This is a genomic window from Paenibacillus sp. LX16, from assembly GCF_036252815.1.
Taxonomy (GTDB): domain Bacteria; phylum Bacillota; class Bacilli; order Paenibacillales; family Paenibacillaceae; genus Paenibacillus; species Paenibacillus polymyxa_B.
Window position 1 is genome coordinate 5,788,126 of sequence record NZ_CP141152.1, and the last position, 15,103, is coordinate 5,803,228.

Below are 15,103 nucleotides of genomic sequence, written 5' to 3' on the forward strand. Positions count from 1 at the left end.
GTCAATCCCTCCAGTTTTCCACTAGGTTATCTACAGCAGCCTGCTCAATTGCTAGACCTTGTGTGTAGCGTTCCATGAATGTCTCAAATCCCTTAACGTCGGAACTGTCGGGAGAAATTTCTTGCCCCTCAGCATCTCTAAATACTTTTTGGTCGAGGAAGTCTTCCAGACTTTCGTGTTGATCCTTGTTCATCATGTAAGAAGCCAGAATGGCAATACCCCACGCCCCGCCTTCTCCAGCTGTTGACATCACTGATACCGGGACATTCATGGCAGCCGCAACAATTTTTTGTCCGACGATAGGGGTTTTAAATAAACCACCGTGAGCCAGAATGCTGTCAATTGCGACATTTTCTTTCTTTGTCAAAATATCCATTCCGATTTTCAAAGCAGCAAACGCAGTGAAAAGATGAGTCCGCATGAAATTGGCCAAATTGAAACGGCTTTCAGGAGAGCGGACAAACAATGGCCGACCTTTCTCTATTCCGGTGATATTCTCCCCTGACAAATAGCCATAGCTGAGTAAACCGCCGCCATCTGGGTCTGCTTCCAAAGCCTTGTTCAGCAACACACTGAATAAATGATTCGGGTCCACCTTTTGCCCCATTGCCTCATAGAACTCACGGAACAAGCCCAGCCAAGCATTGATATCACTTGAACAGTTGTTGGCATGGACCATTCCGACCGGATTACCATTCGGTGTAGTTACCAGATCAATTTCCGGATATACCGCTGAAAGATCCTTCTCTAATACAAGCATCGCAAAAACCGAGGTTCCCACAGAGACGTTGCCCGTCCGTTTTCTTACACTATTCGTAGCGACCATCCCTGTTCCCGCATCACCTTCTGGAGGGCAAAGCGGAATACCTGGTTGTAAATCTTCGGATTTATCTAAGATTTTGGCTCCCGCGGCGGTTAATACACCTGCCTGCTCGCCTGAAATATAAACCTTAGGGAGAATGTCTTTTAAGTTCCAATCGTAACCTTTGGCCGCAATGAGTTCATCGAACTGCTTAACCATCGATTCGTTATAATCATGTGTAGTCTCATCAATTGGGAATATGCCCGAAGCATCCCCGACTCCAATCGCCTTATCGCCAGTCAACAACCAGTGAATGTATCCAGCTAACGTCGTCATAAAATCAACCTGAGGGACATGTTGCTCTTCGTTCAATATAGCTTGATACAGATGAGCAATACTCCATCGCTCAGGGATGTTGAATTGGAATTTATCAGTTAAAACTTTTGCTGCGGCACCAGTTGTCGCATTCCGCCAAGTACGGAACGGAACAAGCAACTCGCCCCTGCTGTCAAAAGCCATATATCCGTGCATCATTGCAGAGAATCCTATAGAACCAACGGTACGAAGGGTGATCCCATATTTTTGTTCAACCTCTTGCTTCATTTCACTATAAGCCTCTTGCAGACCCGTAATAATACTCTCTAAGTTGTACGTCCAATAACCGTCTACCAAGAGATTTTCCCACTCATAGCTTCCAGATGCGATGGTTTCAAAATGATGATCAATCAGCACTGCCTTGATACGTGTGGATCCAAATTCGATACCAAGTGAGGTTTCTCCCTTAGTAATCGCTTGTTTAATGTCTTGATCCATGCTCACGTTACTCCTCTCTCTGAACAACTGTTATAATCGCAATAATTGAAAGAAGGCGCTTTCTTTTGTTTACAGCCTTAGTATATTTTTTGTGCGTACATTTGTCAACACGAAAACATAGTTATGCCTACAAATGATATGATGAACCGAGTATTTCTCTATTTTGTCTTTAGTATTTATACAGATAGGACAATAGATTATAATAAACTCATAATTATGCTAAAATATGTACATACAAATATTATGGATGCATCAATTAGTATTAGAACAACTTGGAAAGAAGGAATAAAGTGAAACCAAAGTATCAGGTCATCCTTGAGGATATAAAAAGCAACATTCTATCAGGAGCATACAGCGTAGGAGAACAAATTCCAACGGAGTCGGCTTTGCAGGATATATATCAAGTTAGTCGCCAGACGGTTCGAAAGGCTATTTTAGAGCTATCCAATGAGGGTTTTTTAAGAAGTGAAAAAGGATCGGGCACTTACGTCAGTAGCCAATTCCGATCAAAAAACGGCGGGAATTCCAGTAATAAAACCATCGGAGTCATCACGACCTACATTTCTGACTACATCTTCCCTTCCATTATTCGCGGAATTGAAGCCAGATTAAATGAAGATAATTATTCATTGCTATTAGCGAGCACCAATAATGATGTCGCACAGGAAAAGAAAGCTTTGGAGATGATGTTGTCCTTTGGTGTCGATGGTTTGATCATTGAGCCTACAAAGAGCAATCTATATAATCCCAATATCGCTTACTACCTGACGTTCAAGGAGCAGGATGTTCCGTTCATCATGATTAATGCTTATTATGAAGAATTGGAAGTTCCCTTCTTTTGTCTCGATGACGTACAGTCCAGCTATCTGGCAACAAAAGAATTGATTGCTAACGGACACACACAGATTGGTATCATTGCCAAAATGGATGATTTACAAGGAAAGCATCGAATGAAGGGATATATTAAAGCACTTGGAGAAGCCAAGTTACGGTTTCACCCTGAGCAAGTGCTCTCATTCTATACAGAGACGAAGCAGGACCTGTCCACCAACTTGAAGAAATTTCTGACCGAACAAAGAGGCGGGTTAACCGCAATTGTCTGCTATAACGACGAGGTAGGATTAGAAGTTGTACATGTATGCAGACAACTTGGGATATCCGTTCCCGAAGATTTGTCCATTATTGGTCAAGATAATTCCTATATTTCCAAAAATGCGAACATCAAACTCACGACATTGACACACCCACAGGAACAAATGGGACGTGATGCCGCCGATTGGGTTATTAAGAAACTGCAAGGGAAAAAGGATCTACGCAACCACACCTATTATCAACCTGTATTAATTGAAGGGGAAACGGTAAAGAAGAGGCTGCAGTGAAAGGGGTTCAATATTCTTTGTAAGAAGCCTAATTGTCATATGACACTTTGGAGTGATTTGGTATGGTGGGTGACGAAATGTAACTTGTTGGTATGACAAGTCCTTTGCCATACTTGGTTTTGCCAGACGCTATAAGGCAAAAATACATTTCAAGGAGAAACCATTCATGGAAAAAATGATTTACACCATTCTCGCGGTTCTACTATTATCTACTACGATAACTACCGCATGTATGGCACCCAACGGCGCGTCAGTTGCCGCACCCGTTAACGCACCAGTTGCATCTGAAAAGGCTAGCTTGGAGGGGCCGCGAAATGCCAAGGAACTAGAAGCTTTTGCAGATGGTGTTTTTGCGGACAAGATGAAGAAGTTTAATACAGTTGGTTCTAATTTTGTGGTCGTTGCAGGTGGGAAAGTGATGCTAAGCAAAGGTTACGGGTATGCCGACAAGGGCAAAAAAATTCCTGTTGATAAAAATACCGTTTTTCAAATTGGCTCTGTTACAAAGTCATTCACTGCATTGGCAGCTATGCAGTTGGTCGATAAGGGGAAAATGGACTTAAAACACGATATCCAAGAGTATTTAGGAGGAATAAAGGTTCCGAATAAAACAGGAAAAAAACTGACGATGTTTGATCTACTTACATATTCAAGTGGATTTGATGAACCAGATATTCTCATGGAAATGCATCCAGAATACGCGGACAAATATTTTCCAATGAAGAAGTACATTGCATCAAATATGCCAACTGTTGTCAGGCCTCCAGGAGAAGCGTACACTTATGACAATTTTGGTTTCATGCTAGCGGGATATGCTGTAGCAAACGTAACGGGTATGTCATATTCCAAATATATGGAAAAGAATATTTTCAAACCGTTAGGCATGAATTCGACGAGTGTGCGGTTTACCCCCCAATTGTTAAGCAGAATGGCTGCTCACTATGGACCAACAGGTGAACTGATACCCTTGGACGGGTTTAAACCAACGGAAAAACCTGAAGGCGGTATCGTTTCAACAGCAGATGACATGGCGAAGTACCTCATTATGCACCTGAACAAAGGCACGTACAAAGGTAAAGAAGTGGTGAGTCCAAAGAGCATAGAGCAAATGCACACATACCAATTATTCCCTGACAAGGAGCTCCCGGTTACAACAATTGGATTCGAAGGCTACTTCAAAGAGAAGATGAATAATCAGCATGTGATTCTAAAAGGAGGAAATGTTACAGGCCATTCTTCCTTGATTGTTATTCTGCCTGAGAAGAATACAGCGATGTACATGTCCTACAATAACGACTCCATGATGAGTCTTGACGTGTATGAAGAATTTATGAATCATTATTATCCGAGAAAATCAGAGGTTCCAAAGTCAACCTACGCGACAATAAGTGAGCAGCAGGCCCAAGACTACGTGGGATTATACCAAAACACGCGTATCGCTGCCTTAAGGACGAAGGTTTCGTATTCGGACGGGAAATTAATAATGGAGACAGGAACATCAGGCAAACATACACTAAAAATGATCCACCCTTTATTATTTGAAGATGAATCAGGTAATAAACTGACGTTTAATAAAAATGAAGCAGGCCATATTGCATATTTGTATTACATGCAGCTCCCAGACCTCGTTGCTTATGCGCAAAAAATAAACATTGATTCACCATTTTCTGATGTACCTGCGGATAGTAAGTATATTCCATATATAAACAACCTTAATGCTTTGAAAGTCATGAGCGGAAAGTCAGCCAACCTCTTTGATCCGAAAGGAACGATGACTCAGGGAGAATTCTCAGAAGTGCTGCTGCGCGCCCACGGGTGGTATAAACAACCTTTCATGATTGAACCGAATAAGAAGCAGATGATGGCCGGACTACGTAATTATCAGCCTAATTCTCCTATCACTAGACAAATGGCGGCGGTAATGATCCAGAACCTGAAACAGGTTGAGCCTGGAATTAAGGTTAAATTGAGTGGCGAAACGGATGCTTGGGCAGTTAAAGCAGTCACAGCTCTGGCTTCCCAAGGTATCATGGACCCGAATACCAAGATCAATTTAGACGGCTCCATAGACTTCCGCTCCAAACAGCTTTTGAAGCGTCAAGAAGCCAGTGCCTTATTGGATCAAGCATTTAATTACTATACGTTGCCAATCAGTCACTAATCCAAAAGGTTAAATAGATTTTCTACCGTAAGGGACAGTGCTTACTTCAGGAGTAACGAAAAAAAGCGCGAGTGCAGAGGGGATTTCCCCATGACTCGCGCTTTTTGGTACATCTCGCCCATTTGAGGATGTTATGGGCAAGCAAAGCCACCCGATAAGGGCACGGTACTAGCAGGTACCTAAGGAGGCGTACCGAAAGTCTGCCAACCGCGATTGGTCTCTGGCTTCCCCCTCAAGGGTGGGATTCATCTGCCTTTTTGTAATTACCAATTCCTATAATGGTACTTTATATAAGGTTTCCTGAACCCCCGATCAAACTGGGGGTTTTCTTGTACAATAAGAAACAAGCGGCTACTGATGCTGCCGCTTGTTTTTAGTTTTCTCCATATCCAACGGAAATCCGTATCGAGCCGTAAGGTTATTCCAGAAGCCCTGCCTCCCGGGCTTTTTGCACCGCTTCCTCCCGGTTGCGAACCCCCAGCTTCAGATAGACCGATGACGCATAGTTTCTAACCGTACCATCAGATAAATACAATTTGGAGGCAATGGTTTTATACCGCAGTCCTTTCGACACGGACTGTAAAATTTCAAGCTCCCGTGGAGTTAAGTCATAGGTCGCGGCCACTTTGGTTGTCGACGGATCTTCCCCACTCTTGTCTGCTTCCAGCTGTGCAAACAATTTGTGCGACATCTCCTGATCGATCAGCGTGCCTCCGCGATAGACCGTGCGTATTGTTTCGGCGAGCTCTACCGGCTTCATCGACTTCAATAAGTATCCGTCCGCTCCGCTTCGCAGCGCTTCCAGAGCCTGTCCAGTATCTTCGAACGTGGTGAGAATCAAGATGCGGATGTGGGGCCACGTTTGTTTTATGGTACGGGATGCGGAGATTCCGTCCAGGTTCGGCATGTCCAAATCCATGAGCACCAGCTGAGGCTGAACCTGCCTGCACAGTTCGATGGCTTGCTCGCCATCTTCTGCCACCCCTACGACTTGCAAATCTTGCTGCTCCTCGAGAAGAGTCCGCAGACTTTCACGGATAAAAGGCTGGTCATCGACGACCAACAGACGGATGACATCATCCTTAAGCTCCGTTTGTCGTGGCAGGGTGCAGGTAACGAGGGTGCCTTCGCCCGGTTGGGTATAGACGCCAACATGCCCTTGCAGATTCATCGCTCGCTCTTTCATGGCGTTCAAGCCGAAGCCATCCCGTCCATGTTCCATCCCACGGCCGTTATCTTGAATTTCCAGCCTCGTCTGCTGAGGCTCGAATTGTACCAAAACCGTAATCTCCGTCGAGTGTCCATGACGCACGGCATTCGTCAATGATTCTTGCAAGCAGCGATACAGCGCTATCTTTGCTTGCTTCGTTACAGGGTATTCCTCTCCGAAGGCCTGGAAACGAACCGACACCTTAGCATGCTCCTGAAACTCCTCTGCCAGCTTCCGCAAAGACTGAAGCAGTGGGAGTTCTTCATGCGGCGATTCGATTTGATGCACATAGCCTCTCACTTCATCCATATTCTTCCGGGCCAGGTTCAATAGGGAATCGAGCCGTTTCGTTCCTGTATCCGTCTCTAGCTCAGGGCGCAAGGTTTCCAATCCCATAATGAGGGAAGTGTAGGCATGACCGACAGTATCATGAAGCTCTTTGGAGAGCCGATTTCGTTCTTCGGCCAGCGTGATGCGCTCGATTTGGGACAAGTACTGCTCCAGCACCGCATTTTGCTCGCGTATAATTTCGCTTTGACGATGATTGACCATCAATAAATGGAAGGAAAATCCGAATGCATAAGCCGTCCCGAATTGAATGGTCATAACCCAAAAATCAGTCTGCTCTACAAGCAGCTTAATTATAGCGGGTAGGAGCAATACCGATAAAGGACCTGACCAAAGATATGTTCTTTGTTTGCTGTTAGCGGCAATTAAAAATGGATACAACAGGAATGTGAGGTAGGCTTCCGGAAAAAACGAAGCTAAATACAAGCACAGCCCGCCCGGGATCACAATCTCGGTAAGCAGGTAGTATCTATAATCGAGCTGCAAGCACAGCCAAGGAACGGAAAAAGCAATAAGCTGCCAAAACACAAGAACCCAAAGCGGCAGCGTGAAATGAGCTTGCCGCTCTATGATAGTGAGCAGGAGAGAAGTACTGCAAATCAGGCGGATCATAAGCATGAACCAGTCGTACCAGAACCACTGCTTTACCATATCGAACAAAACCATCAACCCCTAAGAACTATCAGTATGACATTACGTAACTATTATAGAGCAGACCATCATCCAACAATACTTTTAAATCCAGACCGGGACATTCCGGCTACCGGTTCACACTCTTGATCATAAGACGGGTGTAGCCCCCTAGCATGCGTGTCAAGCTGTTCGCAAGCCTGTAGCTCACCATAGTGAATACGACTCCTGAGGCCGAAACCAGTACGGATTTTATTACAGTATCTATAAGTACACCCATAAAATAATAATTAAATAGCGAAAAGAGGAGCGGGGTCGCAATCATCGCGAGTGGAGTTATATAAAGCAAGGCTGCACTAATGAGGCTTAAAATCCCCACCGGGAGCTTCAGCATCAGCCAGCCGATAGCGATCCAGTTGCGCCGATTTAGCAGCTCCTTCCTTGCTTGAAGCCAGATAGAGGCATCGGTGTTTATTGGTTTAACGTAAAGCTCTGTGGTAATATCCGAATAGATCTTGGTCTGTATGCGTTCAAATTGCAGGAAGGCGTATGTAGTTCGCAAAATGCGAGTAATCAGAGGAACACCCGCGACGGTAAACGAAAGACTCAAACCTAATGTAAGAGCGACCAGATAAAAGCAAAAGTAAAACAATCCGGTAGCGAAAGTAAGCAGTAGGAAATAGCCATTTTGAATAAAGCTGACGACGGTTCTTGTCATCAAAGAGCCCACATCCTTTACAAGTAGTAGTCGTATCCTACGGCTCTTGATGTCAAATCGGCCAGTGCCATAATGTCATATGACACAAGGCGAAAGCGGTCTGCAAACCTAATGAGGAAAAAACAACTGGTTCTTCGCCATTTTTTAAATATCGCATAGTAATGGTAATCGTCTTTGCAGAGTCAAGCGGCTTTTGATCCAATCCCTCTGCGATGCATGAGAAGACACAAAGCATGGCTTCCGGTAAGGAGAGCTGATTTCTGCCTAAAAGTTTTATTTTTGAGAATCAAGAATAAACATAGATGCATCTTGTCCCATGAATATTTTACCTCCGTTAAAAAAAGTTTTGGACTGAATATCTCTATATCCTATTTTAGTCATAATGTCAGTCAGCTCTTCTTGATTAAATCCGTTATGAATTATATCTGAAACTACTTTTTCATTTTTATTAAAATCTACGATTAGTAAATGTCCTCCTTCATTTAGAACATCAAATAGCCTTGATAAAACGAATTCAACATCATGAATATGGAGTAGAACCTGAGCCATAAAAATATAGTCAGCATGAAGATCCGATAGACCTTCCTTTTCAAAGTCAAAGCATAATGTATCTGCATTCTGAATATGAAGATCAGTAATTTTTTGCTTTATTTGATTAATCATGCTTTGTGAAGTATCCAGAAAAAGCATAGAATTAAAATCGTTTAACAAGTTCATTCCGACAAGGCCCGTTCCACACCCAAAATCAATAGCATTCTTACTATTAGCGTCAACTACATATTCACGAATGGCATCAGATGATGCCTTTGCAATTTGAATTCTTTCCGAAGTGTCATATATATTCGCTATCATTTCAAACTTATCCGTATTTCCCATGATTACCTCTCCAATCCCCCTTAATAAAATCCTGAATACAACAATATAGAATGATATTCTATCGAAGCAATAGCATTTAGTCCACTTTCTTATTAGTAAGCTCTTAGTCTTGGTTCGTTGCTGTACAATTTTGCTTCAACATTTTCGCCCTTATTTGTGATACGGTTCACCACCCTACCTGTAACGGCAAGTTTAAAGACCACCCCGCTAAAAGGATGGCCTTGAGGATCGCTACTCTATTCTAATTGCCTCGATATAAAGCTCGATTCTCACTTCATTCCCGACAACAATCCCGCCTTTTTCCAGATGCGAGTTGAATGTCAAGCCAAATTCATTGCGTTCGATACTGGCTGTTGAATGAAATCCTACACGTTCCCGGCCGCGAGGGTCTTTGTTTAGTCCTTCAAAAACGGTATGAAAAGTAATGGGTTTTGTTACTCCATGCAGAGTTAGATTGCCCGTAAGTTCATATTGCCTTTCGCCAGCAAGGACGCAGCTGGTGCTTTGAAACGTAATGGTTGGATACTTGGCTGCATGAAGGAAGTCGTCGCTCTTCAAGTGCTCATCTCGTTGCGATTGGCGCGTTGTGATACTATTTGCATCTATGGAAGCCTGAATACCCATGGTTGTTAAATCGTTGGGGTCAAAACTCAAGATCGCTTGGAAATGCTCGAATACTCCTTTAATTCTACTAATCATTAAATGCGTCACCGAAAACTCGACGGAACTGTGGTCCGGATCCACTTCCCAATTGATATTGCTCATAAATAAATTCCACCTCTATGATAAGATTTTGAGAAAGGTCGCCCCATCTCCAAACACTGCGCTATTCGCATACTCCTAATGTACAAAAAAGCTACTGACAACGGGATGTCAGTAGCTTTTTTGCATTTTAATTGGCTTCCTCGTAAATCCGATTTCGGAATGTTCAGGCTCCGCCACGTCAAAATTAAATCGAAGGTGAGCTCGCAGGTGCCGATCATCTGAGGGTGATACTCTAAACCTTATTGGTTTACACTTTATGGATACTCTATGTACACCTTCTTCACCACTCGTCTTTGTCGAAATAATCCTCTGGCAAATGCAGTTCTCGCAAACAACCGATAAATTTTTCTCTGAAATTCGGATTGCTTTTGTATTGCGGCCATACCTCCTTATAGTAAGGCAACAACCCCTCATGAGGAATAATACCCCAGTATAAAATCGAGTTATTCAGAACCTCTGGGCCGCCCCCCATCAACATCTGTTCAATGATCTCCCAGCTTCCCAGCTTGTTTTCGCAACTGCGCGCGGCATAGATGGCAGTGGTCTGCATTTTCGGGTCGGCGTGACACAAGAAAGGCGCAAAGTTCTGGAGAGTAATCGCACCATAATCCTCCAAGATATACCCTGCATAACGCAACGTTTCCGGGTCGTGAATCCTGTCAAGCCTTTGCAAGATCACTGGAATAAACTCTGTTAAATTCACAGTTTTACTGGAAGCATGCAGAATCTGTAAAGCTTGCAGAAAACCCTCATGCCCATCCGATTGCAACAGCTCCAGAAGATATTTTCTACCCGCGTCAAAAGAAGTTTTGCAGATGAGCCAAATGGCTGTGGTCCGATTTTTTGGGCTTTGCTCCGCAATATTTTTCAAAAAAGCAAGGGTTGGCTGAGAGACTTTCTTAAACTTGAATATTCCATCAAGCGCTTTTGCTTGGATTTCTTCGTTTGGAGCGCTCTGATAAATCTGGATCAGCGCATTCTCATCACCCGGCATTCGACTGCCAAACCACCCGATATCATAATCCAGAATAATTTCATCCAGCCAACGCTCGTACCAGTCCAGAAAGCTGTCTTCATAGACAAAGAAAAAAGGATGATCGGGATGAAAATCGGAGGTGTACACAATTCTCCCCCTATATTTCCCCTCAAGTACGAGATACATGTCGTATTCGCAGCCTTGGGTGCCTATGCACAACATGCCGCCCAACACCTTATTACAGGTGTCGTCGTATTCCTCATCGAGAATGTCCTCGTCCTTGGTCAGGGGCTCAATTAGATGGTTCCATTCTTCTTTGGTCATCCCGGGATGCAGAACGGATTTTGCAAGGAGTGCCTGGCGCTCGGTGTAGGAAGTTGCCTTTTCAATTGAATAAATTCCATAGTAGGGGCCAGCGCCACCGTTGCCGATTTTCGTTAAAAATTGCGCGTAAGGCTCAGGAAGTGTGACCTGATTATGGGCTTGCCAGTCCGCCAGCTCTTTTACTGTAAGCTTCTCTTTAACCCTATATTGATGTGAGGATGATCCAAACACTGAGAAATCCGCGTCTTTGCGCATAGCTTGACTCAGTTTGTTTTTTATTCGATCCAGTTGCGTTTCTTTCTTGCCAAACCACATATTTGAACCCTCCTGTTGACCATAGCCAGGTTTCCTTTGTTTGCTTATCCAGCAATTTTATTATTTTTTCTATGGGTCGTACCTCTTTAAAATGATATGTATCTTTAAGTAATCTTTCATTGTAGCTTCTCTTAAGGTCACCACTGAACCACCTTAGAGTACCATACAAAAAATCCATATGAATGGAATCCATATGGGGGCCAACACGAATTTGTTAGGATACGGACACTTGGCAAATTTGATGACAAAGACCGTGATCATTTTTATTCTTGTTAGAAAGTGATGGTGTGAGCTAGCCCCCTTTGACCACTCAAAGGGGACTTAAAGTCCACAGGGATACGATTATTCGTTATCCGGCGTGGCTGGACTGGCCGGGGGCATCAAGCCTTTAACGGCGCCGAGAAATGGACGAATGGACTTGATCATACCGTAGCCCATCTTCACGACCGGGACAAATTTCTGGATCATGCCGAACAGCCGCAAGCCGCCGCCGAGCATACCGCCAAGCCCTCCTGCGCCCGCAGTGGAGCCGCCAAGGCCGCCTAACAGCGAGCCCATCATCGGCAGGAATGCCGACACCTTGGCGTCCGGCTTGCGGGAGCGCGAACGGCCAGACGGCTTACGTGCGCCGCTTTTCCGGTTGCCGAGACGGACGCCCGGGGCATGCGCACCAGCTCTGCGTTTGATAGATCGGGAGTCTTGCTTCCCGGAAGAAGCGCGTGGGGGGACTCCGGCGCTTGCAAGTACTAATCCGCCATAATTAGCGTCGGTGATGTAGCCGACGTAAGTCTCTCCGCTGTGCAGGGTGACACAGACCGGACGGCCCTGAAACTTCTTAGCCCGTGCACGCATCTCTTTCGATTGTGCCATGGAAGTTCACCTCGCTCACTGATTATAATTCAGTTTACGCCAGGGGCGGGCTGCGTGCTTGTGCGAATGGGACATACGCACGCCAAAAACCGCTTGATGATTAGGTATTTTACAACTCTCCCTCAAGAAACGCGAATGCCCTTACTCCGCCGCTTCTGCCAGCCATGCTTGCATAGCCGGAGACTCCACCCGATTCAAACGTAGGGCGATGTCGGTATTGATCTCATCCGGCGGCATGACCTCGACAAGGACGCATACAGACTCTCGCGGTTGATTCAAGGCAAACACGCCTTCATCATCGAGCATTTTCATCGCCAGCTCCATGGCCTTCAGCCTCGAATCAAATTCACGCTTCCATTCGTCAGCTTCAAGCTCCGCAATGGAAGGACGCTCCATAAACAATTGTTTAACATCATCGAAGTTCTCATCCCTGAAACAACAGTAGGGTGAATCGGCATAGGACCATTTGATGAGTTCCGCAATCGTTGACCCCGGCGTGTCACTTTCTTCTCCTTGCCTGGCCGCTTCCCTCTCCAAGGCCTCCCATGACCAGGCGGAGATGCTTGGCGCATGTCCCTCTCCAGAAGTGAATAGCGTGCAGTAATAGTAACGTTCGCCATTTTCAAAAAGAGTACGAAAGGACGTCCTAGCCACATCGGCAATTTCCGCCGCCAGCGCCTCTATTCCTTGCGTCGGTTTCATGACATTCGCTCCTTAGCCCTATAAATATATCTTATTTCCATTATAAAAATTGTTCGTACTAGATCTACCTACTTTTCACCTGAATCCTGGAAATATGGGCGATTAAGGTTCTAATTCAAGGTGCATCTTGGCTTCCGCCTCATCCCATGGCACCGAGTAACCCGCCCCCTTGGCGCAAAAGATGGAGGAGGATGTATACAGTGGGTCCGCCCCTTTGCGGTAGCCCATCCGCTCTATGACTTCCTCCGTATTATGGCAGCGGTCGTAGCCACTGAACACGCAGCGGATACTGCCTCGTCCATGCGTAAAGGATGCAAATTCGGTACTGTAGTTCATGAAAGTCGACACGGGCACCCTGCCCGTGACCACCGCTTGCGTTCCGGTTGTCTGCGGTGGATTAAAAATACCCGAAGCACGCTGAATATCGGACAGCACCCTGCCCATTTCATCGATAGCGACCTTGATTTTAAAATCGTAAAAGGGCTCCAGCAGCACGTTGTCCGCCTTCTCCAGACCCTGCCGTAGTGCTCGAAAGGCAGCCTCACGAAAATCGCCGCCATGAGTATGTTCTTTGTGCGCGCGGCCCCTCAGCAGCGTAATGTTCACGTCGGTGACCGGCATGCCGGTCAGCAGTCCGTGATGCTCCCGTTCATAGAGGTGATTCCGAATCAGATTCTGATAGCTGACATTCAGATCATCGGCATGACATCTGCTATCGAACATGATGCCGTTGCCCCTTGCTCCCGGTTCAATCAGCAAATGCACTTCCGCATAATGCCTGAGCGGTTCGAAGTGGCCGTACCCTTTCACAGCCGATTGAATCGTTTCCTTATACAAGATTTCCGGTTGTCCAAAAGAGATAGAAAAGCCAAACCGCTCTCTAACAAGCTGCTCCAGCACTTCCAGTTGAATCAATCCCATGACGCGGATAGAAATCTCCTGCAATTTCTCATCCCAAACGACGTTCAGAGACGGCTCCTCCGCCTCCAGCGTGCGAAAAGCACCGAGCACCTTCTGTACATGTATCGAATTGTCGAATAATACCTTCGATTGTAACGTCGGTTCCGACTCGTAAGCTAACTTGTCCGATATCGACCCCAGGCCTTGTCCAGCCCCGGCGGCGGACAAGCCGGCAACCGCAAACAAATCGCCAGCTTCCACTTGTTCCACCGGCTGCGATTTAAGGCCGTTAAACAAGAAGAGCCGCGTAACTTTTTCGTCATATTGAACCCCGCCGCTCTCGTAACTAAGCTGTTCTCTCACCTTCAGCCGACCACCCAGCGCCTTAATGAACGTGAGTCTCGCTCCGCCTGCGTCGTGCCGAATTTTATAAACCCGCCCCTGGAACGAAGCATTCTCGTCATAAGTGGTTGTCGTCAACAGATGCAGCTGATCCAGAAATTCAATGACGCCTGTATCCTGAAGCGCAGAGCCGTAAGCACAGGGGAAGAGAAGACCCGCCGCTATCATCCTCTGCAAAGCCTCCAGCCAGAAGCCGCAATCCTCTCTTCCCTCCAGGAATGCTTCTAGCAAAGCTTCGTCCCGCTCCGCCATGGCCTCCCGCAGCGGCTCGCCGACTATGCCGTCAGCGAAGCTCTGTGTAATGCAGCATACTTCCCCCGTCAACTGCTGACGGATATCCGCCTCGGTTCTGCCTGCATCCGCGCCGATCCGATCCGTCTTGTTGATAAAGAAGAACGTCGGAATCCGATGCTTGCGCAGCAGCTGCCAGACCGTCTCAGTATGGCCCTGAACACCTTCAACTGCGCTTACAATCAGGATGGCATAATCAATGACCTGAATCGCCCGCTCCATCTCCGGGGAGAAATCGAGGTGTCCGGGCGTGTCTATTAAATAATAACTGTCTCCTTTATATTCTATTACCGCCTGATCTGCGAACACCGTAATGCCCCTTGCCCGCTCGATGTCGTGGCTATCTAGAAACGCATCCTGATGATCCACCCGCCCCCGCGACCGGATACTGTTCGTATGGTACAGCAGCTGTTCCGCAAAAGTTGTCTTGCCTGCGTCCACATGGGCGAACAGGCCAATCGTTAGTCGCTTCATAGAATCCCACTTTCAACGCTTCTTGTTAATACTGCTCATTTTATTAAAGCATAGAAATCGGGAGAGTGGGTAGGAGTTGGTTTTGAGTGAGGGTCTTTTTTCATAGATAGAAGATAAAAGCAACGAGTAACATTTATGTTGAGTGAT

The 15,103-nt window shown here is 45.8% G+C and carries 11 protein-coding genes; 2 read left to right on the top strand and 9 right to left on the bottom strand.

Annotation, left to right across the window (positions count from 1 at the left end; all coding sequences use genetic code 11):
- Nucleotide 1: 1 nt before the first annotated feature.
- Entirely contained in the window at nt 2–1,615 is a 1,614-nt protein-coding gene (locus tag T3H97_RS26005) for a xylulokinase (RefSeq protein WP_328801341.1), read from the bottom strand.
- A 290-nt stretch (nt 1,616–1,905) separates the two neighbouring features.
- Here T3H97_RS26005 and T3H97_RS26010 point away from each other — a divergent pair, with 290 nt between their 5' ends.
- Both T3H97_RS26010 and T3H97_RS26015 read left to right on the top strand, forming a co-directional pair.
- Nucleotides 1,906–2,994: a GntR family transcriptional regulator gene (locus T3H97_RS26010; RefSeq protein ID WP_328801342.1), complete on the top strand. Its 1,089-nt coding sequence runs from the start codon at nt 1,906–1,908 to the stop codon at nt 2,992–2,994.
- A 166-nt stretch (nt 2,995–3,160) separates the two neighbouring features.
- Nucleotides 3,161–5,155 carry a serine hydrolase domain-containing protein gene (locus T3H97_RS26015; protein ID WP_328801343.1) on the top strand — a complete coding sequence of 665 codons (1,995 nt, stop codon included), beginning with the start codon at nt 3,161–3,163 and terminating at the stop codon, nt 5,153–5,155.
- A gap of 418 nt (nt 5,156–5,573) precedes the next feature.
- Here T3H97_RS26015 and T3H97_RS26020 read toward each other — a convergent pair whose 3' ends face one another.
- The 8 genes from T3H97_RS26020 to T3H97_RS26055 all read right to left on the bottom strand — a co-directional run bounded on the left by T3H97_RS26020 (nt 5,574) and on the right by T3H97_RS26055 (nt 14,956).
- The gene (locus tag T3H97_RS26020; RefSeq protein ID WP_328801344.1) at nt 5,574–7,373 is read right to left on the bottom strand and encodes a hybrid sensor histidine kinase/response regulator transcription factor; all 1,800 of its coding nucleotides are present in this window, start codon (nt 7,371–7,373) and stop codon (nt 5,574–5,576) included.
- A gap of 100 nt (nt 7,374–7,473) precedes the next feature.
- Nucleotides 7,474–8,061, bottom strand: a complete 588-nt coding sequence (locus T3H97_RS26025; protein ID WP_328802885.1) for a sensor domain-containing protein — start codon at nt 8,059–8,061, stop codon at nt 7,474–7,476.
- Between the two features lie 273 nt (nt 8,062–8,334).
- Nucleotides 8,335–8,937, bottom strand: coding sequence for a class I SAM-dependent methyltransferase (locus T3H97_RS26030; RefSeq protein WP_328801345.1), 603 nt, complete (start codon nt 8,935–8,937; stop codon nt 8,335–8,337).
- A gap of 231 nt (nt 8,938–9,168) precedes the next feature.
- The gene (locus T3H97_RS26035) at nt 9,169–9,702 is read right to left on the bottom strand and encodes a YceI family protein (RefSeq protein ID WP_328801346.1); all 534 of its coding nucleotides are present in this window, start codon (nt 9,700–9,702) and stop codon (nt 9,169–9,171) included.
- Nucleotides 9,703–9,982: 280 nt separating this feature from the next.
- Nucleotides 9,983–11,317, bottom strand: coding sequence for an SMI1/KNR4 family protein (locus T3H97_RS26040; RefSeq protein ID WP_328801347.1), 1,335 nt, complete (start codon nt 11,315–11,317; stop codon nt 9,983–9,985).
- Between the two features lie 342 nt (nt 11,318–11,659).
- The gene (locus tag T3H97_RS26045; RefSeq protein WP_328801348.1) at nt 11,660–12,187 is read right to left on the bottom strand and encodes a hypothetical protein; all 528 of its coding nucleotides are present in this window, start codon (nt 12,185–12,187) and stop codon (nt 11,660–11,662) included.
- Nucleotides 12,188–12,328: 141 nt separating this feature from the next.
- A complete protein-coding gene (locus T3H97_RS26050) occupies nt 12,329–12,889 on the bottom strand; it encodes a DUF4303 domain-containing protein (protein ID WP_328801349.1) in 561 nt (186 codons plus the stop codon).
- A 102-nt stretch (nt 12,890–12,991) separates the two neighbouring features.
- Nucleotides 12,992–14,956, bottom strand: coding sequence for a translation factor GTPase family protein (locus tag T3H97_RS26055; protein WP_328801350.1), 1,965 nt, complete (start codon nt 14,954–14,956; stop codon nt 12,992–12,994).
- Nucleotides 14,957–15,103: the final 147 nt, after the last annotated feature.